Annotated in this window: 26 protein-coding genes; 12 read left to right on the top strand and 14 right to left on the bottom strand. The window is 64.4% G+C overall.

The window, feature by feature from the left end; translation table 11 throughout:
• Positions 1-9: 9 nt before the first annotated feature.
• Entirely contained in the window at positions 10-1,197 is a 1,188-nt protein-coding gene (locus MTR66_RS11335; RefSeq protein ID WP_243921016.1) for a putative bifunctional diguanylate cyclase/phosphodiesterase, read from the bottom strand.
• A 507-nt stretch (positions 1,198-1,704) separates the two neighbouring features.
• On the bottom strand, positions 1,705-3,450 hold the full coding sequence (locus tag MTR66_RS11330; RefSeq protein WP_243921014.1) for a DEAD/DEAH box helicase: 1,746 nt from the start codon (positions 3,448-3,450) through the stop codon (positions 1,705-1,707).
• A 528-nt stretch (positions 3,451-3,978) separates the two neighbouring features.
• Between MTR66_RS11330 and rpiB the strand changes: the two genes are divergently transcribed.
• The 7 genes from rpiB to MTR66_RS11295 all read left to right on the top strand — a co-directional run bounded on the left by rpiB (position 3,979) and on the right by MTR66_RS11295 (position 8,395).
• The gene (rpiB, locus tag MTR66_RS11325) at positions 3,979-4,416 is read left to right on the top strand and encodes a ribose 5-phosphate isomerase B (protein WP_243921012.1); all 438 of its coding nucleotides are present in this window, start codon (positions 3,979-3,981) and stop codon (positions 4,414-4,416) included.
• Positions 4,417-4,436: 20 nt separating this feature from the next.
• Complete coding sequence (gene glyA / locus MTR66_RS11320; protein WP_268740450.1) at positions 4,437-5,735, top strand: serine hydroxymethyltransferase; 1,299 nt, start codon at positions 4,437-4,439, stop codon at positions 5,733-5,735.
• Position 5,736: 1 nt separating this feature from the next.
• Complete coding sequence (locus MTR66_RS11315) at positions 5,737-5,964, top strand: hypothetical protein (protein WP_243921010.1); 228 nt, start codon at positions 5,737-5,739, stop codon at positions 5,962-5,964.
• 32 nt (positions 5,965-5,996) lie between these two features.
• Positions 5,997-6,473: a transcriptional regulator NrdR gene (nrdR, locus tag MTR66_RS11310; RefSeq protein WP_243921008.1), complete on the top strand. Its 477-nt coding sequence runs from the start codon at positions 5,997-5,999 to the stop codon at positions 6,471-6,473.
• Positions 6,466-7,221: an RNA methyltransferase gene (locus MTR66_RS11305; RefSeq protein WP_243921006.1), complete on the top strand. Its 756-nt coding sequence runs from the start codon at positions 6,466-6,468 to the stop codon at positions 7,219-7,221. Before nrdR ends, MTR66_RS11305 begins: the two co-directional genes overlap by 8 nt.
• A 193-nt stretch (positions 7,222-7,414) precedes the next feature.
• On the top strand, positions 7,415-8,029 hold the full coding sequence (rpsD, locus tag MTR66_RS11300) for a 30S ribosomal protein S4 (RefSeq protein WP_243921004.1): 615 nt from the start codon (positions 7,415-7,417) through the stop codon (positions 8,027-8,029).
• Positions 8,030-8,203: 174 nt separating this feature from the next.
• A complete protein-coding gene (locus MTR66_RS11295; protein WP_243921002.1) occupies positions 8,204-8,395 on the top strand; it encodes a hypothetical protein in 192 nt (63 codons plus the stop codon).
• Positions 8,396-8,401: 6 nt separating this feature from the next.
• Here MTR66_RS11295 and MTR66_RS11290 read toward each other — a convergent pair whose 3' ends face one another.
• The 10 genes from MTR66_RS11290 to MTR66_RS11245 all read right to left on the bottom strand — a co-directional run bounded on the left by MTR66_RS11290 (position 8,402) and on the right by MTR66_RS11245 (position 16,733).
• Positions 8,402-9,037 (bottom strand): ParA family protein, encoded by a 636-nt coding sequence (locus MTR66_RS11290; protein WP_243921000.1) that lies wholly within the window; start codon positions 9,035-9,037, stop codon positions 8,402-8,404.
• Positions 9,038-9,149: 112 nt separating this feature from the next.
• On the bottom strand, positions 9,150-10,289 hold the full coding sequence (gene tgt, locus MTR66_RS11285; RefSeq protein WP_243920998.1) for a tRNA guanosine(34) transglycosylase Tgt: 1,140 nt from the start codon (positions 10,287-10,289) through the stop codon (positions 9,150-9,152).
• A gap of 19 nt (positions 10,290-10,308) precedes the next feature.
• Positions 10,309-11,382, bottom strand: coding sequence for a DUF481 domain-containing protein (locus MTR66_RS11280; RefSeq protein WP_243920996.1), 1,074 nt, complete (start codon positions 11,380-11,382; stop codon positions 10,309-10,311).
• 18 nt (positions 11,383-11,400) lie between these two features.
• The gene (locus tag MTR66_RS11275; protein WP_243920994.1) at positions 11,401-12,174 is read right to left on the bottom strand and encodes an ABC transporter permease; all 774 of its coding nucleotides are present in this window, start codon (positions 12,172-12,174) and stop codon (positions 11,401-11,403) included.
• The gene (locus MTR66_RS11270; RefSeq protein WP_243920992.1) at positions 12,171-13,112 is read right to left on the bottom strand and encodes an ABC transporter ATP-binding protein; all 942 of its coding nucleotides are present in this window, start codon (positions 13,110-13,112) and stop codon (positions 12,171-12,173) included. Before MTR66_RS11270 ends, MTR66_RS11275 begins: the two co-directional genes overlap by 4 nt.
• Positions 13,113-13,168: 56 nt before the next feature.
• Entirely contained in the window at positions 13,169-14,197 is a 1,029-nt protein-coding gene (gene queA / locus MTR66_RS11265) for a tRNA preQ1(34) S-adenosylmethionine ribosyltransferase-isomerase QueA (RefSeq protein ID WP_243920990.1), read from the bottom strand.
• 82 nt (positions 14,198-14,279) lie between these two features.
• Positions 14,280-14,960, bottom strand: a complete 681-nt coding sequence (locus tag MTR66_RS11260) for a peptidylprolyl isomerase (RefSeq protein ID WP_243920988.1) — start codon at positions 14,958-14,960, stop codon at positions 14,280-14,282.
• Between the two features lie 88 nt (positions 14,961-15,048).
• Complete coding sequence (coaD, locus tag MTR66_RS11255; RefSeq protein WP_243920986.1) at positions 15,049-15,567, bottom strand: pantetheine-phosphate adenylyltransferase; 519 nt, start codon at positions 15,565-15,567, stop codon at positions 15,049-15,051.
• Positions 15,567-16,475: a polyprenyl synthetase family protein gene (locus MTR66_RS11250; protein WP_243920984.1), complete on the bottom strand. Its 909-nt coding sequence runs from the start codon at positions 16,473-16,475 to the stop codon at positions 15,567-15,569. The genes coaD and MTR66_RS11250 overlap by 1 nt, the downstream gene beginning before the upstream one ends.
• Before the next feature lie 3 nt (positions 16,476-16,478).
• Positions 16,479-16,733 (bottom strand): exodeoxyribonuclease VII small subunit, encoded by a 255-nt coding sequence (locus MTR66_RS11245; protein ID WP_243920982.1) that lies wholly within the window; start codon positions 16,731-16,733, stop codon positions 16,479-16,481.
• Positions 16,734-16,872: 139 nt separating this feature from the next.
• Between MTR66_RS11245 and purL the strand changes: the two genes are divergently transcribed.
• Positions 16,873-19,032 carry a phosphoribosylformylglycinamidine synthase subunit PurL gene (gene purL, locus MTR66_RS11240; RefSeq protein ID WP_243920980.1) on the top strand — a complete coding sequence of 720 codons (2,160 nt, stop codon included), beginning with the start codon at positions 16,873-16,875 and terminating at the stop codon, positions 19,030-19,032.
• Positions 19,033-19,169: 137 nt separating this feature from the next.
• Here purL and MTR66_RS11235 read toward each other — a convergent pair whose 3' ends face one another.
• Entirely contained in the window at positions 19,170-19,520 is a 351-nt protein-coding gene (locus MTR66_RS11235; RefSeq protein ID WP_243920977.1) for an endonuclease domain-containing protein, read from the bottom strand.
• Positions 19,521-19,634: 114 nt separating this feature from the next.
• Complete coding sequence (serB, locus tag MTR66_RS11230; protein ID WP_243920974.1) at positions 19,635-20,519, bottom strand: phosphoserine phosphatase SerB; 885 nt, start codon at positions 20,517-20,519, stop codon at positions 19,635-19,637.
• Between serB and miaA the strand changes: the two genes are divergently transcribed.
• The 4 genes from miaA to ilvC all read left to right on the top strand — a co-directional run bounded on the left by miaA (position 20,512) and on the right by ilvC (position 25,179).
• Positions 20,512-21,498, top strand: coding sequence for a tRNA (adenosine(37)-N6)-dimethylallyltransferase MiaA (miaA, locus tag MTR66_RS11225; RefSeq protein ID WP_243920972.1), 987 nt, complete (start codon positions 20,512-20,514; stop codon positions 21,496-21,498). The genes serB and miaA overlap by 8 nt on opposite strands.
• Before the next feature lie 248 nt (positions 21,499-21,746).
• On the top strand, positions 21,747-23,489 hold the full coding sequence (gene ilvB / locus MTR66_RS11220; RefSeq protein WP_243920969.1) for a biosynthetic-type acetolactate synthase large subunit: 1,743 nt from the start codon (positions 21,747-21,749) through the stop codon (positions 23,487-23,489).
• 27 nt (positions 23,490-23,516) lie between these two features.
• Positions 23,517-24,035, top strand: a complete 519-nt coding sequence (ilvN, locus tag MTR66_RS11215; protein WP_243920968.1) for an acetolactate synthase small subunit — start codon at positions 23,517-23,519, stop codon at positions 24,033-24,035.
• Positions 24,036-24,159: 124 nt separating this feature from the next.
• A complete protein-coding gene (gene ilvC, locus MTR66_RS11210) occupies positions 24,160-25,179 on the top strand; it encodes a ketol-acid reductoisomerase (protein WP_243920966.1) in 1,020 nt (339 codons plus the stop codon).
• The last annotated feature ends 502 nt before the right edge of the window (positions 25,180-25,681 follow it).

Below are 25,681 nucleotides of genomic sequence, written 5' to 3'. Positions count from 1 at the left end.
GCAGGAAAATCAGGCTGGCACGCCCGCAGAAGACCGCACGATGAGCCCCGCCAGCGCTTCAACAGGCAAAGGCTTGCTGAACAGAAAGCCCTGATACGAAAAGCAACCTGCCGCTTGCAGCGCCTGCCGCTGCTCCTCGGTTTCAACCCCTTCGGCAATCACGGCAAGGTCCAGGCTCCTGCTGAGCTGCACGATGGTATCGACAATCGCCCTGCTGCGATCGTCGGCTAGGAGATCGCACACGAAAGACTTGTCGATCTTCAACTGGTCCAGCGGCAGGCGCTTGAGCGAACTCAGCGACGAGTAGCCGGTTCCGAAATCGTCCAGCGACCAGCGTATGCCCAGATCCTTCAGCGCCTGCATCTTGCCCATCATGGCATCGGTATCGTCGGCCAGCGCGCTTTCCGTCAGTTCCAGCTTGAGCCGCGATGGGTCCGCCCCGCTCAACGCGACGATACTGGCCACATGCCGGACGAAATCAGGCTGCAGGAACTGCGACGCGCTGACATTGACCGAGATGGTCAGGCCCGCCGTCAACGGCTCTTCCGCCCATTGCGCCAGTTGCGCGCAGGCTATGCGCAGCACCCGTTCGCCGATGGGGATGATAAGGCCGGTTTCCTCGGCCAGAGGGATGAACTCCTGCGGCGGGATATTGCCCCGGACCGGATGCTCCCAGCGCAGCAGGGCTTCCGCACCGAAAATGCGGCCCGACGCATCGACCTGCGGCTGGTAATCGACGTAGTAATCGCCGCGCGCAACAGCCTGGCGCATGTCGTTTTCCAGCGTCCTGCGGGCGTTCATGCCCGATTGCATCATGGCCATGACAATCCCGGCCCCCAGCGTGCCGGTGATGTTGTTTACCCAGACCCCGATCGCACGGCTTGACTCGGGCGCTGCCAGCCCCGGCCAGGGTGAGGGCAAAAGATCGAGCTGAAAGGTCAGAAATATCAGTAGGATGGTGAAGGGAAGAGCCCGGTGCAGATACCATCCCTCGCGGTAGGAGACCAGAAACGTGGCAGCCCCCACCGGCAACAAGTTCATATGGACGGACCGGGGGATTCCGTCGGCTGAACCGTCACACAGGCACGCCAGCGTAACGGTCAGCACCAGCGCATGGCCCATGACGATTGCGGCCGCCCGCAGATGATCGCGCAAAGCCAGAGCAAGGAATGTCAGGCCTGCAACAATGGACAGCAAATTAATGAAAAATAGAGGGAATACACCCTCTATAAAGTAACTGACGCCCCATGCCGAACTAAATACACAAGTAACAACCCCGCCAAGCAGGATGAGGTTCTTTACCTGCCTGTTGCGCCGCCCCAGCGACAATGCTCCGGAGGCACTGCCCTTGCGCGCAAGCTTTTTCGCGTTTTGCATAGTCTCAAGATACCACAGAATTCATCCGGCATGTTCACAAGGCCTCCCACCGCGTTGATAATACTATAAACTTCAGCAGACGTGACAAAATAACATTAACAATTTCTGTTATTCATGCAGAGCGTGTTCCACGCGGCCTCTGTTCGGCCGGACTCCCTCTCCGCACCGCACACCCTCCGCTTCGGAAAGCACGGCCTGGACAGCCCGGAATGCTGCCAAAGCACCGGTCAGTATAGAAGAGACGAAGTTTGCATCGCTAAATTCGCCGCCCCGCAAAGGCAGGGCGGCGAATATGCAGCGAACTTCAATTCCGGGAAGCGCTTGGGCTTACTTGCCGCGGCCGGGCTTCTTGTGTCCCCAGGCCTTTTTGCGCCCTTCCCCGTGCGGACCGGGTTTGCCGCCGTCCTGGCGGGGACCGTGCTTGCGGAACGGCTTCGGACCGTGGCCCGAACCACCCTTGCGCCGCTGGCGGGCATCTTCGCGCGGCTTGCCTTCGAAAGGCTGTATATCGACTTCATCGTCGGCATCGGCCGTGCGCCGCAAGGCATCCTGAAAGCGTGCGGCAAGCGCTGCCGGCACTTCGAACAGCGTCTCGTGCGTGGCGATGCGGATCGCGCCGATTTCCCCCCGGCTGACATGGCCGCGGCGGCACAGCAGCGGCAGGATCCAGCGCGGGTCGGCGTTCTGGCGCCGCCCGACGTTGAGGCGGAACCACTTGGTATCCTCGAAGCCGGGACGCGGGCCGCGCGGCGCCTGCGGCGCGTCGCTGGCAAGCAGCTCTTCCGGTTCGGGCATGCGCGCGCGGTGGGCGTGGACAAGCGCGGCGGCAATATCCTGCGCGCTGCGCTGCTCCAGCAGGCGCGCGGCCAGTGCCTGATCCTGCTCGCTGAATTCGACCGGTGCCAGCAGCGCGGTCATCAGCCGCTCGCTGTCCGCCTCGCGAATGTCCTCGACCGAAGGCGGCGAGGTCCATTCGGCCTGAATGCGCGCGCCGCGCAGCATCGATTCCACCCGGCGGCGGCGCGGATAGGGCACGATCAGCACTGCCGTGCCCTTGCGCCCTGCGCGGCCGGTGCGACCCGAACGGTGCTGCAGCGTCTCCGCATCGCGCGGAATCTCGACATGGACGACAAGGCTGAGCGTGGGCAGGTCGATGCCGCGCGCGGCCACGTCGGTCGCCACGCAGACGCGCGCGCGGCGGTCGCGCAGGGCCTGCAGCGCGTGGTTGCGCTCGTTCTGGCTATGCTCGCCAGAAAGGGCGACGGCGGTGAAGCCGCGCTCCACCAGGCTGGCATGGAGCCGGCGCACCGCCTCGCGCGTAGCGCAGAACAGCATCGCGGTATCGGCTTCGTGGAAACGCAGCAGATTGACCACGGCATGTTCGATGTCCGCAGGCGCCACCGCCATCGCCTGATAGGCGATATCGCCATGGCCGCGCTGCTCGGTCATTGTCGAAATATGCAGCGCATTACGCTGATAACGCCGGGCCAGCGCGGCGATCGGCGCGGGCATCGTCGCGGAGAAGAGCAGCGTGCGGCGCTCGGGCGGGGTGGCATCGAGGATCTCTTCCAGATCCTCGCGGAAGCCCATGTCGAGCATTTCGTCCGCCTCGTCGAGCACCGCCGCGCGCAGCGACGACAGATCGAGCGCCCCGCGTTCGAGGTGATCGCGCAGGCGGCCGGGCGTGCCCACCACGATCTGCGCGCCGTGGCTCAGCGTGCGCCGTTCGCGCCCGGCGTCCATGCCGCCCACGCAGGTCGCAATGCGCGCGCCGGACTTGCCGTAAAGCCAGATCAGCTCACGGCTCACCTGCAGCGCCAGTTCGCGCGTCGGCGCGATCACCAGCGCCAGCGGCGAAAGACCCGGCGCTATGCGCCCGTCATCGCCGAGCAGGTCTCCGGCCATGGCAAGGCCGAACGCCACCGTCTTGCCCGATCCGGTCTGCGCGGAAACGATCAGATCGCGCCCTTCGGCCTCGCTTTCGAGAACAGCGGCCTGCACCGGCGTGGGGGCGGCATAGCCGCGTTCGGACAAGGCATCGGCCAGAACCGGCGGAAGTTTGGAAAAGGGCATAGAACTCGCAAATCAAATCGAAAGCCGCCGGCGGCAGCTCGCAGGGGGAGGACATTTTACACGGAAACATGTTCGCGGATGGGCACCACGTGGAAGCCGGTCCGTCAAACGTTTGCGCGGCCCTATACATGGCTTGTGTCCATTTGGCTTGCGTTGTTTTACGCAATTCCCACGTTTTATGCAGTTCCCGCTGGCACAGACCGTTTTCCTACATCGCCTGCATCCGTCACACTGCGCGCGGCACTGGCCTGCCCGCTCCTTGAACCGTATATTCCACCCTGAAAACGCGGGAAAAACGCGTGCTTTCGCGGTATAAAAAAGCCGCAAGAGCAAGTGTTTGAAAACGCGCGCCTTCCCATAAGCTCGCCGTGGCGCCTTTGGACAAACTTCCTGAAATTCGCCGGCCGCCCGCCCTTCCCCGCCAAAGCCGCCGGATAGCGCCCTTCCGGGACTCGCTTTGCGACCAAGTCACGACTAAGGGGAACGCGAACGAATCCTACCCCCGCAGAAGGACAGGCAACCTCTCCCATGCGCATTGCCATCGCATCCGATCACGCCGCCGTCGCCCTCAAGGCCGAACTGCGCGAATATCTCATCGAGCTCGGCCACGAAGTCGCCGATCTCGGCCCCGAAACCGCAGACCGCGTCGACTATCCCGATTACGGCTACAAGCTCGCCTCGGTCGTCGCCGACGGCACGGCCGAATATGGCGTGGCGCTGTGCGGATCGGGCATCGGCATCTCGATCGCCGTCAACCGCAATCCCGCCTGCCGCTGCGCGCTCGTGTCCGAGCCGCTTTCGGCGGCGCTGGCCCGCGAACACAACGATGCCAACTGCATTGCCATGGGCGCGCGCCTGACCGGGATCGACATGGCCAAGGCCTGCCTCGACGCTTTCCTTTCGACCGAATTCGGCGGCGGCCGCCATGCCGGACGCGTCGAAAAGCTCTCCACCCCTGCCCTTTGATCCGAAGAGGTCCCCAGAACATGACAGTCGAAACCGCCATCCGTTCCCCCGGCTTCTTCACCGATACGATTGCGGCGAGCGACCCCGCCGTCGCGGCCGCCATCGGCCACGAGATGAAGCGCGAGCGCAAGCAGATCGAGCTGATCGCCTCGGAAAACATCGTTTCCAAGGCCGTGCTCGAAGCGCAGGGCTCGGTGCTCACCAACAAGTACGCCGAGGGCTATCCCGGCAAACGCTACTATCAGGGCTGCGAACCGTCCGACGAAGTGGAATCGCTGGCCATTGAGCGTGCCAAGGAACTGTTCGGCTGCGAATTCGCCAATGTGCAGCCCCACTCGGGCGCCCAGGCCAACGGCGCGGTGCTGCTCGCCACGGTGAAGCCGGGCGAGACCATCATGGGCATGAGCCTCGATGCCGGCGGCCACCTTACCCACGGCGCGCGCGCCGCGATGTCGGGCAAGTGGTTCAACGCCGTGCAGTACGGCGTGACCAAGGACACCCATCTGATCGATTACGATCAGGTCGAGGCGCTGGCCAAGGAGCATAACCCCAAGCTGATCATCGCGGGCGGCTCGGCCTATCCGCGTGTGATCGATTTCAAGCGCATGCGCGAAATCGCCGACAGCGTGGGCGCGCTGTTCCAGGTCGACATGGCGCACTTCGCCGGGCTTGTGGCCGCCGGCCTGCACCCCTCGCCCTTCCCGCACGCGCACATCGCCACCACCACCACGCACAAGACGCTGCGCGGCCCCCGTGGCGGCATGATCCTCACCAATGACGAGGCGCTGGCCAAGAAGATCAACTCGGCGGTGTTCCCCGGCCTGCAGGGCGGCCCGCTGATGCATGTGGTGGCGGCCAAGGCCGTCGCCTTCGGCGAAGCGCTGCGCCCCGAGTTCAAGGACTACGCCGCGCGCGTGATCGAAAACGCCAAGGTTCTGGCCGACACGCTCAAGGAACGAGGCGCCGCGATCGTCTCGGGCGGCACCGACACGCACCTCGCGCTGATCGACCTCTCGCCGCTGGGCGTGACCGGCAAGGATGCCGACGAGGCGCTGGAGCGCGCGGGCATCACTTGCAACAAGAACGGTATCCCGTTCGACCCGCTGCCGCCGATGAAGACCAGCGGCATCCGCGTCGGCTCGCCCGCAGGTACCACGCGCGGTTTCGGCCCGGAGGAATTCCGCGAGATCGGCAATATGGTCGCCGATGTGCTGGACGGCCTTGCCAAGTGCGGCGAAGCCGGTGACGCGCAAGTGGAACAGAACGTGCGCAGCCGTGTTGAAGCGCTTTGCGACAGGTTCCCGATCTACGAGGACTAATATGACCGATCCCCGCCGCCCCAACGACACTGGCGATTTCGTCTACGATGCCCGCCAGGAACTCTCCGGAATGCTGAGGGATGGTCTCGATCATCCCTCGACCAGGCCGGTGCTCGTCTGGGGCGCGCTGGGGGCGGTTGCCGGCGCCATGGTGCCGTTCGTTTCCGTCGGTCTCGGCCTTGCGGCCGGGGCCGGCTACAAATTCTACAAGCGCGTCCGGCCGGACTGAGCGCGCCAAGACCCAAGAGAGCGATTGCCTGAATGCGCTGCCCGTTCTGCGCCAACGACGACACGCAGGTTAAGGATAGCCGCCCGACCGAGGATAACACCGCGATCCGGCGGCGGCGCCAGTGTTCGAGCTGCGGCGCCCGCTTCACCACCTTCGAGCGCATCCAGCTGCGCGAAGTGACCGTGGTGAAAAGCAACGATGCCCGCGAGCCGTTCGACCGTTCGAAGCTCGAACAGTCGGTCACGCTCGCCTGCCGCAAGCGCGGGATCGACCGCGAGAAGATCGACCAGCTCGTCTCCGGCGTGCAGCGCCAGGTCGAAACCAGCGGCGAGGCCGAGATCTCCTCGCTCGCGATCGGCGAGATGGTGATGGACGGCCTGCGCGTGCTCGATTCCGTCGCCTATATCCGCTTCGCCAGCGTCTACCGTTCGTTCAACGAAGCGAAGGACTTCGAGGAATTTGCAGGAACCGTGCGGGACGTGGCCGGAAGGGGCACGGACAATGCCTGATTCCGGGCCTGAGCTTGCCCCCGTCATCGTCCTCGTCCGCCCGCAGCTGGGCGAGAACATCGGCAAGGCCGCGCGGGCCATGCTCAATTTCGGGCTCACCGAAATGCGCCTCGTCACCCCGCGCGACGGCTGGCCCAATCCTTCCGCCGGTCCGGCAGCAGCCGGGGCGGACGAAGTGCTGGAAAAGGCGCAAGTCTTCGAGACGCTCGCCGAAGCCGTCGCGGACTGCGCCCATGTCTATGCGGCCACCGTGCGCAAGCGTGGCGTCACCAAGCCCGTGGTCACGCCCGAAGAAGCCGCACGCGAGATTCATGCCGCCAGCCAAAGCACCGGCTCCCGCTCGGCTTACGTCTTCGGCCCCGAACGCTCCGGGCTGGAAACCGAGGACGTGGCCGTGGCCCGCGCGATCCTGACAGTGCCGATCAACCCGGAATTCGCCTCGCTCAACCTCGCGCAGGCGGTGATCCTGTGCGCTTACGAATGGAGCAAGAACGCCGGGCTGACGCAGCCGACCGTGGAGGACTTGCTCCCCCCTGCCCCGCAGGAAGAACTGGAAGGCCTGATCGGCCACTTCGAACGCCTGCTGGAAGACAAGAACTACTTCTGGCCCGAAACCCGCGCGGCGGCCAACCGGCTGACCTTGCGCAATCTCCTCACCAAACCCGCGTGGAACCATCTGGAAGTGCGCACCATGCGCGGCGTGCTCTCGGCACTGGAAAAGGCCCGCCGTCCGCGCGATCAGGCTTGACTTTCGCGCCCCGCACCGTATGGGGCACCCCTTCACAGGACGCCTGCCTGCTACGGCAGTCGCGTTCCTTCGGCCCCGCACCCCGGTGAAGCGGCGGCCGCATCCGGCGAAATAGGGCCGGATGGTGCGCCCCGGGAAACTAGGGATCGCGCAGCCACGGTGGCAGCGCGGCAAGCAGAATGGAAGACGACTTATGTCGAAGCGCAAGAGCGCCAAGTACAAACTCGACCGCCGCATGGGCGAGAACATCTGGGGCCGTCCCAAGAGCTCGGTGAACCGCCGCAGCTACGGCCCGGGCCAGCACGGCCAGCGCCGCAAGGGCAAGCTTTCGGACTACGGCATCCAGCTGCGCGCCAAGCAGAAGCTCAAGGGCTACTACGGCGACGTGACTGAGAAGCAGTTCAAGCGCACCTACCAGGAAGCCTCGTCCATGAAGGGCGACACCGGCCAGAACCTGATCGGCCTGCTCGAACAGCGCCTCGACATGGTCGTGTACCGCGCCAAGTTCGCGCCGACCATCTTCGCCGCCCGCCAGATCGTTTCGCACGGCCACATCCGCGTGAACGGCGTGAAGTGCAACATCGCCTCGCGCCGCATCAAGATCGGTGACGTCATCAGCCTCGGCGAGAAGGCCAAGGAAATGGCGCTGGTGATCGAAGCCCAGGCCCTGCCCGAGCGCGAGATCCCCGACTACGTCGCGCAGGACGGCACCGACAAGGTGACTTTCGTTCGCGTGCCCACGCTCGACGAAGTGCCCTACCCGGTGAAGATGGAACCGAATCTGGTCGTCGAGTTCTACTCGCGCTGATTTTGGATCCTTCACGGATTTCAGGAAAGGGCGGTCCTTCGGGGCCGCCCTTTTCGTATGCCCACTCTTTTCATATGGCCGCCGCTTTCATGCGGCCGCACGGAAGAAACTTTCTGCGCGATTATTGATGCCTGTCAGGGAACTGACCCGGAAATGGGGCATTGGGGCCCCGTCATGAAGAACTATCGTTTCATCACGCCCAAGCGCACCGGCAAGTGGTATCCCGATCTGGAGACGGCCCAGCGCCATGCCTGCGAGATCGGTGCAGGCTATCTCGATACGCGCACAGGCCAGTTCGTAGCCTACGTCGGTACGGTTCTCGAAACCATCATCCGCAGCGGCAAGAGTTCTCCCGCCGCCGCCTGATCGCGGCTACGTAACTGGCGCCAGTCCCAGCCGTTCACTGACCCAGTCCCACAGCGCATCGGCTTCGCCCGCGGCCTTGCCTTCGGGCTCGACTTCGGAGGCCACCTCGCCCGATGCCGATGCTCGGTGAAACGCCGCCCGCTCGCCGAAGTGGACCGGGCAGACCTCCAGCCCATGCCCACCGACGAGGCCCGCCGTCTCCTCCAGCAGCCGCGTCGCCCGCGCGGGCACGGCGTTGAGCAGCACGAACGCAGGCTTGCGCGCATATTTCACCAGCTCGGACGTCGCCTCCAGCGCATGAAGATCGAAAGCCCGCGTGCGCGTGGGAATCAGGATCAGGTCCGCCGCGCGCGCGGCCTCGCGCGAGGCCATGTCGCTTTGCGGCGGCGTATCGATCACCAGAATTTCCGAACCGCCGCGCGTGGCCTTCAGGATCGTGCTGACCAGACGCACTGGCGGACAGGTGATCACTTCGGGCAGATAGTCCCCGCGCCAGTCTCCCCACGCGGCAGCGGTCGCCTGCGGGTCCATGTCGATCACGCAGCTCTTGCGGCCATCGTAAGTCGCGCATGTGGCGAGGTGCAACGCAAGCGTCGTTTTCCCCGAACCACCCTTCTGGCTGACAACCGCAATCGTCGGCATCGGCACCTCTCCGGCCTGTGGCAGCGCCGCGCCGAATCATTGCGCGCAGCATTCATCCGGCAAGGTTCTTCGCAATTGCAGCAAGAGTCCAGCCAAACGGCTGTTGCGGACATCAGGTGCGCAGGTAATCCCGCCGGAAATCCGCCGCAAAGGCCGCGAAACGCCCTTCTCCAATCGCATCGCGCATGCCCTGCATGAGCTGCTGATAGAACGAGATATTGTGCTCGGTCAGCAGCATCGCGCCCAGAATCTCGCCGGAACGGATCAGGTGATGGATATAGGCGCGCGAATAAGTGCCACAGGTGGGGCAAGTGCAGCGCTCGTCGATCGGGCCGGTATCTTCGGCATGGCGGGCATTGCGCATGTTGAGCGGGCCGTTCCAGGTGAAAGCCTGCCCGTTGCGGCCCGAGCGGGTGGGCAGCACGCAATCGAACATGTCCACCCCGCGCTCCACCGCGCCGACGAGATCGTCGGGCTTGCCCACGCCCATCAGATAGCGCGGACGGTCCGCCGGAAGCTGCCCCGGCGCGAAATCGAGCGTGGCGAACATCGCCTCCTGCCCCTCGCCCACCGCCAGGCCCCCGATCGCGTAGCCGTCAAACCCGATATCCGCCAGCGCATCGGCGGACGCCTTGCGCAGGCCCTCATCGAGCGCGCCCTGCTGGATGCCGAACAGCGCCGAATTGGCCGCATGCGCGCCGCCGCTGTCAAAACCCTCGCGACTGCGCTTCGCCCAGCGCATCGACATTTCCATGGAGCGGGCAATCACGTCGCGGGGCTGATCGATCTTGGGGCATTCGTCGAAACACATGACGATGTCCGAGCCCAGAAGACGCTGGATTTCCATCGAGCGTTCGGGCGTCAGATGATGGCGCGAACCGTCGATATGGCTGGCGAACGTCACGCCCTCCTCGGTGATCTTGCGCAGCTCTGACAGGCTCATGACCTGATAGCCGCCGCTGTCGGTAAGGATCGGGCGGTTCCAGTTCATGAACTTGTGCAGCCCGCCCAGCCGCGCCACCCGCTCCGCGCCGGGGCGCAGCATCAGGTGATAGGTATTGCCGAGGATGATATCGGCGCCTGTGGCGCGCACGTCCTGCGGTTTCATCGCCTTGACCGTTGCGGCGGTGCCCACCGGCATGAAAGCGGGCGTGCGGATCTCGCCGCGCCGCATGCGGATCACGCCGGTACGCGCCTTGCCATCGGTTGCGTGGATCTGGAAATCGAAACGGGGGTTATGCTGGGTCGTCATGCCCCGCCCGTTAGAGAAATCAGAAGCCGTAGACCAGCGAGAAGCGCGAAATCGTATCCGTCTTGAGCGCTCCTGCGGGCGGCGAGGTTTCATGCTCGATCGAATAGGACAGCTTCGTCTTCAGCCCCCTTGCCATCCCCACCTCGATTCCGGTCTGCGAGGTAAACGTGCTGTCATCCGATCCGACATAGCTCGACGCATTCTGGGTCAGCTTGAGCGTACCGTTGAGCCGCCAGTCGAAATCGAGCGAGCTCAGCGCGGACCAGGTCGTCTCATTGGGATCGGTGACATAGTTCGTGCGGCGAACGGCCGGCCCCGCTTCCACGGACAAGTGCATGTTCTGCCGGTTGATGATCCTGTAACCGAAACCTCCCGAGGCCGAGAAACGGTCGGTAAACCCCTGGATTTCGTCCTTCTCGTACTGGAAGCGGCCATAGGTGAAGATGCCGTCGTTCAAGGTGTAGCGCGGCTGGTAGCTGGCCCCGTACTGCTCCCGCGTGACCGTGCCGGTATCCTTCTGATAATCAGCATTGAGCTGGATAGCATGCTCCCAGTCAATCCCCTTGCGATCGAGTTTTACCGCGCCGGTAAACCCGAAATTGCTGGTATTGCCGGTCGAGCGGAACGCGCCCGCCTCGACCTGCCCAGTCCACAGCTCCAGCACGCCGGAACTGCGAATCTTTTCCCGCTTAGCTTCGGCCCGCCGCGCGATCAGCAGCTTGTGTCGGTTGAGATAGGCGTTGTTGAGCTCGTCGATCTCATCCTTGTCATAGGGATTGGTTTGCAGGGCAAACCGCACCAGCGCCGCCACGGCATCGGTATCCTCGGTCTTCATCGCCGCTTCGAGCAACTTGCGCACCGGTTTCGCCAGATGCGGCGGCTCCGCCTCGATGAACGGAATCGGATCAACGAAAGGCGGCGCATCCACGCGCAGCGGGCCTGCCGGGATCAGCTCTTCACTAGCAGCTTCATTGGCGGCTTCACTGGCGGCCGGTTCTGCGGCGGTATCTCCGGCAGACGTAACCTGCGCCGCGGCCGGTGCCGCGGCTACAAGCAAAGGCAGGATAGAAAGGACAGGAACGCGCTTCGTCATGCCCGGGCATTTATCGCGTCATGTCCGCAAGCGCCAGCCGGTCCGGAAGATCCAGGCGATAAGCGTCACGCAAATTGCGAGGAAAAACAGCGTGAGCCCCAGCGAAATTCCGATGGACACATCCGAACTGCCATAGAACGTCCAGCGCAGCCCGTTCACCAGATAGACGACGGGATTGGCCATCGCCACCGAGCGCCAAGGTTCAGGCAAAACGTCGATCGAATAGAACGTGCCGCCCAGGAACGTCAGCGGCATCAGGATCAGCATTGGCACGATCGAAAGCTTCTCGAAACTGTCCGCCCAAATGCCGAGGATAAAGCCAAACAGCGAGAAACTGGCCGAAACCAGCAGGATATAGCCGAAAGCATAGACCGGGTGGGCAATCGTGAAATCGACAAAGAAGCTGGCGGTGCCCAGAATGATCGTGGCCAGAATCAGCGATTTCGTCGCCGCCGCGCCGACAAAACCGGCGAGCGTTTCCGCCACGCCAACGGGCGCCGACAGCAATTCATAGATCGCGCCGGTAAAGCGCGGCATGTAGATGCCGAAACTGGCGTTGGACGTGCTTTCGCCCAGCAAGGTCAGCAGCAACAGGCCGGGAACGATGAAGGCGCCGTAATTCACGCCGCCCATACCGCCCTGCATCTGGCCGCCGATGGCCGCGCCGAACACCACGAAGTAAAGCGTCGTCGTCAGCACTGGCGCCAGGATCGACTGCATGGCGGTGCGGAACGCGCGCATGAGTTCCTGCTTGTAGATGGTCCAGGCACTGCGGGCGTTGAACAGGCTCATGCTGCACCTCCATCCAGAAGATCGACGAAGATGTCTTCAAGGCTCGATTCGTGGATATCGATGGCGGTGTAATCGATGCCGGAGCGGGTCAGCGCCTTGGTCAGCTCCGCGACTTCGGTGGTGCCGCCGATATCGCCCTCCCCGCCGCCGCCGCGATAGCACAGCACGCGGCCTTCCTCCGTCAGCGAGACCGGAAAGGCCGAGAGCACTTCGGGGACGGTATCCAGCGGCTGCGCCAGCGTGATCAACGCCTCGGTCCGGCCCAGGCGTTCCATCATCGCCTTCTTGCCATCGACCATGAGAATTTCGCCCTTGTTGATGATGCCCACGCGGTCGGCCATTTCTTCGGCCTCTTCCAGATAGTGGGTGGTCAGGATGATCGTGGTGCCCCGCTCGCGCAGCAGCTCGATCTGGCGCCACATGTCGCGCCGCAGCTCGACATCGACGCCCGCGGTCGGCTCGTCGAGGAACAGCAGTTCGGGATCGTGCGCCAGCGCCTTCGCAATCAACACACGGCGCTTCATGCCGCCCGACAGCGTGCGGATCTGCGCATCGCGCTTGTCCCACAGGCTGAGCGCGCGCAGGATTTCCTCGACCCGCGCCGGATCGGGCGGCAGGCCGAACAGGCCGCGCGAATGACCAACAGCGTGCTGCACGCGCTCGAACATATCGGTCGCCAGTTCCTGCGGCACCAGACCGACCCGGGCCCGGAGCCGCCGCCAGTTGCGGGCCATGTCCTCGCCGAAGGCGTTGATCGTACCCGATGTCGGCCGCACGAGGCCGCAGACCGCACCGATCAGCGTCGTCTTGCCCGCGCCGTTGGGCCCCAGAAGCGCGAAGATCTCGCCCTTGTTGATGGAAAGGTCCACGCCCTTAAGCGCGGTGAAGCCGCCTGCGTAGGTTTTCGTCAGGCCACTGATTTCGAGAATGGTTTGCATCGCCCCTAGATGCGCGAGCAAGGCGACGGTTCCAAGACCCTTTGCAAAAAGAAGAACTACGGAAGCAGCAAGCTGGAATCGCCGTAGGAGTAAAACCGGTATTCGGTGGCGATCGCGCGGGCATAGACCGCCTGCATCCGCTCGCGCCCCATCAGTGCCGAAACCAGCATGAACAGCGTGGACTTGGGCAAGTGGAAGTTGGTCATCAGCCCGTCGATGGCCTTGAAGCGGTAGCCGGGGGTGATGAAGATCGACGTATCGCCTTCGAACGGGCGGATCACGCCATCCTCGCCTGCCGCGCTTTCCAGCAGACGCAGCGAGGTGGTGCCCACTGCGATGAGGCGGCCTCCGCCCGCCCGTGCCGCGTTCAGGCGATCGGCGGTTTCGGCATCGATCCGGCCCCATTCCGCGTGCATGCGGTGCTCTTCGGTATCCTCCGCCTTGACCGGCAGGAACGTGCCCGCGCCGACATGCAGCGTCAGCGTTTCCCGCGCGATGGCAGCGGCATCGAGCCGTTCGACCAGCCCCGGCGTGAAATGCAGCGCCGCAGTAGGAGCTGCAACCGCCCCTTTCTCGCGCGCGAACATGGTCTGGTAATCGCTGGCGTCAGCCGCGTCGGTTTCGCGCTTGCCCGCGATATAGGGCGGCAACGGCATGCGCCCGGCGCGTTCGAGCAGCACTTCGACCGGCTCCTCGCCTTCGAAGGCCAGCGTCCAGCTGCCATCCTCATGCCGGTTCTCGGCGATAGCGGTCACGTCTGCGGGAAAGGCGACCTGATCGCCCGGTTTCAGGCGCTTGGCATTGCGTACAAAGGCCTGCCAGCGCCTGAGATCGATGCGCTTGTGCAGCGTCGCCCCGATCCGCGCTTCGCCGCGCGTGCCTTCGAGCTGAGCGGGAATCACGCGAGTATCGTTGAACACAAGCACATCGCCCTTGCGCAGCAGATCGGGCAGATCGTGCACATGGCGGTCGGCAAAAGGCGACTCGCCATCCACCACGAGCATCCGCGCCGCATCGCGCGGCTTGGCCGGACGCAGGGCTATCCGCTCGGGCGGCAGGTCGAAATCGAACAGGTCAACACGCATGGCGCGGCGGGCTAGACGAGCAGGCGCGCTGCGGCAAGCATGCGATGACGCCGCACCTGCTCACGCAGAGCCTGCCGAAGAATCAATCGGACGTCGAATTGCTCAACTGATCCGGCGTGATCGAAGCGGGATCGGCCTTCAAGGCCGCGAAATCGGGCGGCGGCAGATGCTGCGAGGCCAGCGAGGCCTGAATGATCTTCGTCGGGTCCTGGGGCGGTTCGCCGCGGTGGATCTTGTCCACGTACTGCATGCCCGAGATCACACGGCCGAACACAGTGTACTTCCGGTCCAGCGCGAAGCGCGGGTAGAAGACGATGAAGAACTGGCTGTTGGCGCTGTCGGGATCGTTGGTACGCGCCATCGAGACGGTGCCGCGCAAATGCGGCATCGAATTGAATTCCTCCTTGAGGTCCGGAAGGTCCGAACCGCCCTGCCCGGTGCCCGTGGGGTCGCCGGTCTGCGCCATGAAGCCGTCGATCACGCGGTGAAAGATCTGGCCGTTGTAGAAGCCTTCCTTCGTCAGCGTCTTGATCCGCTCGACATGGTGCGGCGCCCACTTGGGCATCAGACGGATGCCGACGCGCCCGCCATCGGACAGATCGAGATAGAGCACATCGTCCGGATCGTGCGTGGGATCGGGATCGGTGAACGTCGGCAATGCGGCGGGAGCCGGCGTGACCGGTTCCTTCTTCCGCGCAAGCGCAGGATTGGCAACGAGCGCAACGCCCATCAGCAAGGCAGTCAGAGGCAGGCGAAACTTCATCGAATACTCACAAGCAGGGTCCGATCATGGCAAGGCGGATAGAGCCCGGCCGCTGTCGGCACAATGAATGATTTGGCAGGGCCGCCTTTCAGTAGTCTCCCTGAAGGCCATTGGCGGCAATGCGCGCGACAACATCCTCGCGCACCGCGGGGCTGACGAACTTGGTGATTTCACCGCCGAACATGGCGATTTCCTTGACCAGCTTGGACGCGATCGGCTGCAGGCTGACGTCCGCCATCAGGAATACGGTCTCGATATTGGGATTGAGCTGCTGGTTCATCCCCGCCATCTGATATTCGTACTCGAAGTCCGCCACGGCCCGCAGGCCGCGCACGATCACGGTTGCGCCCTGCTTCTGCGCGAACTTCATCAGCAGCGCGTTGAACCCCACCACCTCGACATTGCCGATGCCCATCGCCGCCACTTCGCGCTCGACCATGGACATCCGCTCTTCCGGCGTGAACAGCGGGCTTTTCGACATATTGGTGGTGACGCCGATAATCAGCTTGTCCACCAGCTTGGCGCCGCGCCGGATGATATCGGCATGGCCAAGCGTGATCGGATCGAACGTGCCCGGATAGACACCGATGCGGGCGTTCTCAGCCATCAATGGTCCCTCTCGACGATATAGCGCGCCACCGCGCGCAGGAGATCGGCTTCGCGGCCGTGCTGGGCCAGATGCTCCACCGCCTGATCCACCAGCATCCGCGCCTGTTCGCGCGCCCGCTCCGGCCCCAGCAGCGAAACAAAGGTCTGCTTGCCCGCGATGGCGTCCTTGCCCACGGCCTTTCCGGCCACAGCGGCGTCACCTTCATGGTCGATCAGATCGTCCGCAATCTGGAAAGCCAGGCCGATATCGCGTGCGTAACCGCGCAAATGCGTGCGCCCCTCGGGCGCGACGCGGCCGAGGATCGCGCCCATCTCCACCGCCGCGCCGAGCAGAGCGCCGGTCTTGAGCTGTTGCAAGCGGGTGACGGTCTGCAGATCGAACTCGCGCGTTTCGGCCACCAGATCCATCATTTGCCCGCCTGCCATGCCGCGCGCGCCGCTGGCCTGCCCCAGCGTCTGCACCAGCTCGATCCGCGTGAAGGGATCGGCGCTCGTCGCCGGATCGGACAGCACCTCGAACGCGAAGGCGTGGAGCGAATCGCCCGCCAGCACGGCCGTCGCCTCGTCGTAGGCCTTGTGCACCGTCGGCTTGCCATGGCGCATGGCATCGTCGTCCATGCACGGCAGATCGTCATGGATCAGCGAATAGACGTGGATCGCCTCAAGCGCGATGCCAGCCCGCACCGCCGCTTCGCGCTGCACGCCATACATGTCCGCAACCGCCGTCAGCAGCAGCGGGCGCAGCCGTTTGCCGCCGCCGATCGCGGCATAGCGCATCGCCTCGAACAAAGTCGCGCGGGCATCGCCGGGAACCGGCAGCAGTGCATCGAAAGCGCGATCGATCTCGCTGGCGATGCGGGCCAGGCCCTCGGTCAGCACCGGATCGGTCACGCCCGCAGCGCCCATGGCTCAGCGGTCCGGCGCATCGAACGGCTGCGTGCCCGCGGCCGCGCCGTCCGGCCCGGTAACGATCCGCTCGATCCGCGCCTGCGCCGCATCGAGCCGTTTCTGGCAATGCTGACGCAGCTTTTCGCCCTTTTCGTAAAGCGAGATCGAATCCTCCAGCGGCACATCGCCGCTTTCCAGCTGCCGCACGATGGTTTCCAGCGCGCGCAGAGCATCCTCGAAGCTCAGTTCCGCAATCTCTTCGGTCTCTCCGGTCATGCCGCAGCAATGGCCGCCCCGCCGCGCAGGGTCAAGGTGGGAGCCGAGAATTCCCGGATGCCCCATAATTCCGGATGATCGCACGAACACGCCGCAGCAGACTAGCCTACACGGAAGGACGGAGCTAAGGCGCCAAGCCATGAGCGGAATCACCCCTGACGTCGTCGAGGCGCATGGCCTCAGCCCCGAAGAATACGAGCGCGTGCTCCATGCCCTGGGCCGCGAGCCCAATCTGGTGGAACTGGGCATCTTCTCGGTCATGTGGTCGGAGCATTGCTCCTACAAATCGAGCCGTTTCCACCTCAAGCAGCTCCCGACCGAGGCGCCCTGGGTGATCTGCGGCCCCGGCGAGAACGCGGGCGTGATCGATATCGGCGACGGGCAGGCCGCCATCTTCAAGATGGAAAGCCACAACCACCCCAGCTACATCGAGCCCTATCAGGGCGCGGCGACCGGCGTGGGCGGCATCCTGCGCGACGTCTTCACCATGGGCGCACGCCCGGTCGCGAACATGAACGCGCTGCGCTTCGGCGATCCTTCGCACCCCAAGATGAAGCATCTGGTGCAGGGCGTGGTCGCAGGTATCGGCGGCTACGGCAACTGCGTGGGCGTGCCGACGGTGGGCGGCGAAACCAACTTCCACAAGGCTTACGACGGCAACATCCTCGTCAACGCGATGACGGTGGGCGTGGCCGAGACCGACAAGATCTTCTACTGCGCCGCCACGGGCCTTGGCAATCCGATCGTCTATGTCGGCTCCAAGACCGGGCGCGACGGCATCCACGGCGCCACGATGGCGAGCGCCGATTTCGACGAGAATTCGGACGAAAAGCGCCCCACCGTGCAAGTGGGCGACCCCTTCACCGAAAAACTGCTGATCGAAGCCTGCCTCGAACTGATGGCGACCGACGCGATCGTCGCCATTCAGGACATGGGCGCGGCGGGCCTCACCTCCTCTTCGGTCGAAATGGCCAGCAAGGGCGGTGCGGGCATCCGGCTCGACATGAACAAGGTGCCCTGCCGCGAAGAGGCGATGACGCCTTACGAAATGATGCTCTCCGAATCGCAGGAGCGCATGCTGATGGTGCTGAAGCCCGGCAAGGAAGCCATGGCCGAGGCGATCTTCAAGAAGTGGGAGCTGGACTTCGCGGTCATCGGCGAAGTGACCGACACCGGCCACATGGTGCTGGAGTTCGACGGCGAAGTGGTCTGCGACATCCCGCTCGGCCCGCTGGCCGACGATGCCCCCGAATACCAGCGCCCCTATATCTCGCAGGACGAATACAAGGCCTGGGCCGCCGTCCCGGCGCTGGGCGATGTGCCCGAGAGCACCGATATCGGCGCCGACCTGCTCACGCTGATGGGCAGCGCGGACCTCGCCTCGCGCAAGTGGATCTGGGAACAGTACGACAGCCAGGTCGGCGCCGACACGATGCAGAAATCCGGCGGCGATGCGGCCGTCGTGCGCGTCCACGGCACGCAAAAAGCGCTGGCGATCAGCACCGACTGCTCGCCGCGCTACTGCTACGCCGATCCCTACGAAGGCGGCAAGCAGGCGGTGGCCGAGACCTACCGCAATATCAGCGCGGTCGGCGGCCTGCCGCTGGCGATCACCAATTGCCTCAACTTCGCCAACCCGCAGCGCCCGCAGATCATGGCGCAGATCGTCGGCTGCCTCACCGGCATGGGCGATGCCTGCCGCGCGCTCGACTATCCGATCGTCTCCGGCAACGTCTCGCTCTACAACGAATCGAAAGCGACCGGCGGCGGTTCGGCGATCCTGCCCACGCCTGCCATCGGCGGCGTCGGCCTGCTGGCCGATCACGGCAAGATGGCGACGATTGCCTTCAAGACCGAGGGCGACGAGGTATTCCTGCTCGGCGGCAGCGGCACGCATCTGGGCCAGTCGCTCTGGCTGCGCACCATCGCGGGCCGCGAGGCGGGCAATGCCCCGGCCGTGGATCTCAAGGCCGAAGCGGCCCATGGCGCCACCGTGCGCGGCTGGATCGGCGAAGGCAAAGTCACCGCCGTCCATGACGTGAGCGACGGCGGCCTGCTGGTAGCCCTGGCCGAAATGGCGCTGGCGGGCGGCAAGGGCTGCACGTTCGACACCGCGCTGACGACGGCGGAGGCTTTCGGCGAGGACCAGAGCCGGTACGTGGTCACGGCGCCTGCGGGCACGCAGTTGCCGGGCGCGGTGAAAATCGGCACGGTGGGTGGAACCACTGTGGCGGGCGTGGAAATCGCTGCGCTGAAGGAAGCGAACGAGGCGTTCTTCCGGGACTGGATGGAGGGCTAACCCCTCCACCACCCGCTTCGCGGGCGGTCCCCCTCCCCATCGCTACGCGACAGGGAGGATTGCACAACGATAGCTCCTCCCTGTTTTGCAAGGCAAAATGGGGAGGTGGCATTCGCGCAGCGAATGACGGAGGGGTTTCAACGCTCCCGGCAAGCTACAACGATTGCGGCCACCACGCCATCTACGTCACGCAGCACGTCTCTGGCCGGAATCCGGATCGTCCTGATCCCTCTTTCCCGTAGCCAAGCATCGCGCTCAGCGTCCCTTTGGGGATTGCGCCCCATATCGTGCGCAACACCGTCGATCTCGATTCCCGCTTTCACCGACGGACAGTAAAAATCGAGCACGAACGGCCCCACCGGATGCTGCCGCCGGAACTTGATCCCCACCGGTGCCTTGCGCAACCCCTGCCACACCAGCACTTCGGGCAGCGTCAGTTCCCGCCGAAGACGCCGGGCCTTCCGCACTGTCTGAATCGGTGGCGGCATGAAAACTCCCCCTCCCCGTTTTGCTACGCAAAACAGGCAGGATCGGGGAAGTTAAAACTCCTCCCTGTCGCGCAGCGATGGGGAGGTGGCAGCCCGCAGGGCTTGACGGAGGGGTTATTCCCGTACCCAGTCCTTCTCGGGCACGCCCAGCAGCCTGAGCACGCTCGTCAGGTCGCCCCGGTCGATCCAGCCGTTCGCGGCCGCGCGGGCTTTGGGCTTGGCCCGGTAGGCGATGCCGTAAGTGGCGGCTTCCAGCATCGGGATATCGTTGGCGCCATCGCCGGTGGCGAGGCTGGTGGCGCCCTCCCCGGCGGCGGCGATTTCCGCCAGCAGCGTGGCTTTCTTCACCGAACTGTCCACCACCGGCCCGGCCAGACCGCCCGTCAGCTTGCCCCCGGCCACGCCGAGACGGTTGCCGACGACATGCTCGAACCCCAGTTGCTCGGCCACCGGATCGGCGAAATGATGGAAACCGCCCGTCACCAGAACCGTGCGGCAGCCCAGCTTCTTGAGCGTTTCCACCAGCACTTTCGCCCCCGGCATGGGCCGGATGCGCCCTGCCAGACATTCGCCGATAGCCTCGACGGAAAGCCCTTCCAGCAGCCCTACCCGCTCGCGCAGCGCCTGTTCGAAATCGAGTTCGCCCTGCATCGCGCGTTCGGTGATCGCGGCGATGCGCTCTTTCAGCCCGGCGAAATCGGCCAGTTCGTCGATGCATTCCTGGCCGATCATGGTCGAATCCATGTCGGAGATGAACACGCGGGGCACCACCGGCTCCGCGCGGCAAACAAGGCCGTCGCTGGGGACGAAATGCGCATCCAGCCCGGCACGCAGCGCGGCGGCATCGTCGTCGGGCGTATCGATTTCCATCGTCTGTCCGCAGAAATCGAGCATCGAGGCCGAGGCGATCCGCACGCCCGATCGGGCCAGATCGGCCTTTGCGGCATCGAGTCTGGTCGAAAGATGATCCGGTTCTGCTATCAGCCGGGCTATGAGCACTGCGAATTCCCTTGATACGCCATATGACATCGAAGCCGGAGACCGGCCGCCGCTGGCGCTCATTGCAGGGCCAACCGCCAGCGGCAAGAGCGATTGTGCCGTGGCACTGGCACAGGAGCTGGAACGGCGCGGGCGGCGCGCCATCGTCGTCAATGCCGACAGCTCGCAGGTCTATGCCGATCTCACCGTGCTGAGCGCGCGGCCCACCGAAGAGGAAATGGGCGGGATCGAGCACCGCCTGTTCGGCGCCTGGGACGGCGCGCAGGGGTGCTCCGCCGCCGACTGGGCCCGCGCCGCACGTGAGACGATCGCCGATGTGCATGCCCAAGGCGCGGTGCCGGTTCTGGTGGGCGGCACTGGCCTCTACATCCGCACCCTGCTCGACGGCATCGCCCCTGTGCCGCCGATAGCCCCCCACGTGCGCGAAGAGGTGCGCGCGCTGCCGGTGGAGCAGGCCTATGCCGCCTTGCAGGCCGAAGACCCCGAACGCGCCGCCCGCCTTGCCCCGGCGGACACCACCCGCATCGCCCGTGCGCTGGAAGTCGTGCGCTCGACCGGCAAACCGCTCGCCCACTGGCAGGCGCTGACCAGCGGCGGCATCGGCCATGACGTCACGCTCTTCCCGGCCATCCTGCTGCCCGAGCGGCAGGCACTCTATGCCCGCTGCGACTTGCGCTTTGCCCGCATGATCGAGCGCGGCGCCATGGCGGAAGTCGAAACGCTGCTGGCGCGCCGACTCGATCCCGCCCTGCCGGTGATGCGCGCCATCGGCGTTCCCGAACTTGCCGGAGTCGTTGCCGGATCGTGGTCTCTGGACGATGCCATCGTGCGCGGATCACAGGCCACGCGCAATTATGCGAAGCGTCAATATACCTGGCTGCGCCACCAGCCCCCGAAAGAATGGTCTCGTATCGAATTTCAAAGTTTCGACAAAAGCGCCGTTGAAGATATTTTATTTCGTAATTTTGGGTTGACGTAACACATACGTTTCCTTAGAGGCCACTCCAGCCTGCTGATGGAAGTTATGCAGGGAGGAGAGGATGACCCGGTACGGCCATTGTCGTGCCGGGTCGGTTTCATTGGAGAGCGCGGAACCCGCCGAAACGCTTGTTTCCGGGGGGTATCCTATTATGGGTGCGCGCTTTCTCTTGCAGTCCGAGTAATCGGGCCGCGCATCGATTCGAGAAGGCCCTCAAGGGACGGGCCAAACTTGAAAAGGAATGTGTTGTGAGTGAAGAGCGCAGCGGCGCGAACATCCTGGTCGAAAGCCTGGTCAAGCAGGGGGTCGAATTCGTATTCGGGTATCCCGGCGGCGCCGTACTTCCGATCTACGATGCTCTCTTCGGCGAAGAACGCATCCGCCACATCCTCGTGCGCCATGAAGCCGGTGCCGCCCATGCCGCCGAAGGCTATGCCCGCTCGACCGGCAAGCCCGGCGTCGTGCTCGTCACCTCCGGCCCCGGCGCCACCAATGCCGTGACCGGCATTGCCGATGCCTTCCTCGATTCGATTCCGCTTGTCGTCATCACCGGCCAGGTTCCCACCGCCCTGATCGGCTCGGACGCGTTTCAGGAAGCCGATACCGTCGGCATCTCGCGCCACTGCACCAAGCACAACTATCTGGTGAAGGATCCCGCCGATCTCGCCGCGATCGTTGACGAGGCGTTCCAGATCGCCACCACCGGCCGCCCCGGCCCGGTGCTGATCGACATTCCCAAGGACGTGCAGATCGCCATGGCCGCCTGGCACGGCGGCCCGGCGCAGCGCCGCCAGCGCTATGCGCCGCGCACGCAGGGCGCGATCGAGGAGATCGAGGATGCCGTCGCGATGATCGCGGCCGCCAAGGCGCCGGTGTTCTATACCGGCGGCGGCGTCATCAATTCCGGCCCGCGCGCCACCGCGCTGCTGCGCGAGCTGCAGGCGAAGACCGGCGCGCCCGTCACCTCGACGCTGATGGGCCTCGGCGCCTTCCCGGCGGACAGCACGGACTGGCTGGGCATGCTGGGCATGCACGGCACGTATGAGGCCAACATGACGATGAATCAGTCCGACCTGATCATCTGCGTCGGTGCCCGTTTCGACGACCGCGTGACCGGCCGCCTCGATGCCTTCGCGCCCAATTCGAAGAAGATCCATATCGACATCGACCGTTCGTCCATCAACAAGACGGTTCCGGTCGACCTGCCGATCATTGGCGACTGCGCCGAAGTTCTTCAGCAGATCCTCGACGTCTGGGGAGACCGCAAGCCGCAGGATCTCACCGCGTGGAAGGACCGGATCGACACCTGGCGCCAGAAAAAGAGCCTCTCGTTCCCGGACAACCGCGATGCGATCATGCCGCAGCTCGCGATCCAGCGCCTCTTCGCGCTGACCAAACCCAAGGACCCGATCATCTCGACCGAAGTGGGCCAGCACCAGATGTGGGCGGCGCAGCACTTTCACTTCTTCAGCCCCAACAAGTGGCTGACTTCGGGCGGTCTCGGCACCATGGGCTATGGCCTGCCCGCCGCCATCGGCGCGCAGCTCGGCAATCCGGACAGCCTCGTCATCGACATCGCGGGCGACGCCTCGATCCAGATGAACATTCAGGAGCTGGGCACTGCCACGCAGTACCGCCTGCCGGTCAAGATCTTCATCCTCAACAACGAGTGGATGGGCATGGTCCGCCAGTGGCAGGAGCTGACCTACGAGAGCCGCTATTCGAACTCGTACTCGGACAGCCTGCCCGACTTCGTGAAGCTCGCCGAAGCCTACGGCTGGAAGGGCATCCGCATCACGAGGGAAAGCGAACTGGACGATGGCATCCAGGCGATGATGGACTATCCCGGCCCGGTGATCGTGGACTGCTGCGTCCATAACGAGGCGAACTGCTTCCCGATGATCCCCTCGGGCGCGTCGCACACCGAAATGATCCTCTACGGCGATTCCGTCGCCGGAACCATGGACGATGAGGCCAAGGCGCTCGTCTGAGCCCCGGCCCGCCAAGGACACACAGACATGATGCACATCAAGCACGAGGCCGAGGAGCGGCACGTCCTGACCGTGACGGTCGATAACGAGGCCGGCATTCTCGCCAAGATCGCCGGCCTGTTCACCGCGCGCGGCTATAATATTGACAGCCTGACCGTGGCCGACATTACCGAGAACCACTCGGTCAGCCGGATCACCATCGTCACCCACGGCCCGCCGAGCCAGATCGACCAGATCCACGCCCAGCTCGAACGGCTGGTGCCGGTGCACAAAGTGGTGGACCTCACCGAGCGCGGCCCCTTCGTCCAGCGCGAACTGGCGCTGATCAAAGTGGCGGGCATGGGCGAAAAGCGCGTGGAAGCGCTGCGCATCGCCGGCGTGTTCCGTGCCAAGCCGGTGGACACCAGCACCTCCAGCTTCATTTTCGAACTGACCGGCGCGCCCGACAAGATCGACACGTTCGTGGCGATCATGCGCGAGCTGGGCCTTGTCGAAGTGGGCCGCACCGGCGTCGTCGGCATGATCCGCGGCGCCGGGGAAGCCTGACGGAATTGAACGGAAGATAGGAATTTGCGCCGTCCCGGGCTTGATCCGGGACCACCGGCCGTTATGGGCGGCGCATGATCGTTAGCGATCCCGGCCAGGGACGGGATGACGGAAGGAAAAACCGATGAAAGTCTATTACGACGCCGATTGCGACATCAACCTGATCACGGACAAGAAGATTGCCGTGCTCGGCTATGGCAGCCAGGGCCACGCCCATGCGCAGAACCTGCGTGACAGCGGCGTCAAGGACGTGGCCATCGCCCTGCGCGAAGGCTCGGCCACCGCGAAGAAGGCCGAAGGCGCCGGTTTCAAGGTGATGACCAACGCCGAAGCCGCCAAGTGGGCCGATATCCTCATGATCCTCGCGCCTGACGAGCATCAGGCCGCGATCTACGCCGCCGACATCCATGACAACATGAAGCCCGGCGCCGCGCTCGCTTTCGCCCACGGCCTCAATATCCATTTCGGCCTGATCGAGCCGCGCGCCGACATCGACGTGATCATGATCGCGCCGAAGGGCCCGGGCCACACCGTGCGCAGCGAATACCAGCGCGGCGGCGGCGTGCCCTGCCTCGTTGCGGTGGCGCAGGACAAGACCGGCAATGCCCATGATGTCGCGCTCGCCTATGCCTCGGGCGTCGGCGGCGGCCGTTCGGGCATCATCGAAACCAACTTCCGCGAGGAATGCGAAACCGACCTGTTCGGCGAGCAGGCCGTGCTCTGCGGCGGCACCACCGCGCTGGTGCAGGCGGGCTTCGAAACGCTGGTGGAAGCCGGTTACGCGCCGGAAATGGCCTACTTCGAATGCCTCCACGAACTGAAGCTGATCGTCGACCTGATGTATGAAGGCGGCATCGCCAACATGCGCTACTCGATCTCGAACACTGCCGAATACGGCGACATCAAGACCGGCCCGCGCGTGATCACCGAAGAGACCAAGAAGGAAATGAAGCGCGTTCTGGCTGACATCCAGTCGGGCCGCTTCGTCAAGGACTTCGTGCTCGACAACCGCGCCGGCCAGCCCGAACTGAAGGCCTCGCGCATCGCCGCCAAGCGCCACCAGATCGAGGAAACCGGCGCCAAGCTGCGCGCCATGATGCCCTGGATCGGCGCCAACGCGCTGGTGGACAAGTCCAAGAACTGATCCGGCGGCAGGGCCCGCCCTGCCCCTGACGGCATACGCTCCCGGTTCCGCTTCGGCGGGGCCGGGAGTTTTCGTTTGGGGAGATGGCGGTGCGGTGGATTGGCGGAATGGCCGGTAGACGACTGTCGCGTTTAGAGAAGCAAAAGCGAGAGGACTGCCGTTCGTTCGAATGCGAGAGGCCGATGAAAGATTATCTATTACCCTCATTTCATCAACCGCTTATAGCTTGAAGGTGACAGGCGCGGTCATTAAAAAGGCGGGAGAAACTAAGCGTGATGTAGCACCCGCATTTCGCCTATTGTCAGGGAAAGACAACTTCGCGCGGGTATTCTGGAGGAATAATGAAGGCGGTCCTTGGTGGTGCACTAGAAAATGCGTTGATCAGGCAACTCACCTCCGAGTTTGATCCACAGCGCTTGAATACGAGTCACGGGTATTATCGCAGCCTACAGAGATCGCCTGATCAAACTGCATTTAGCCGCGCTGCGACAGTCTTGTCTGT

This window comes from Novosphingobium beihaiense (genome assembly GCF_022832375.1).
Classification (GTDB): Bacteria; Pseudomonadota; Alphaproteobacteria; order Sphingomonadales; family Sphingomonadaceae; genus Novosphingobium; species Novosphingobium beihaiensis.
Note: the sequence above shows the minus strand (reverse complement) of the source record. Positions and strands in the feature narration are given on the sequence as shown.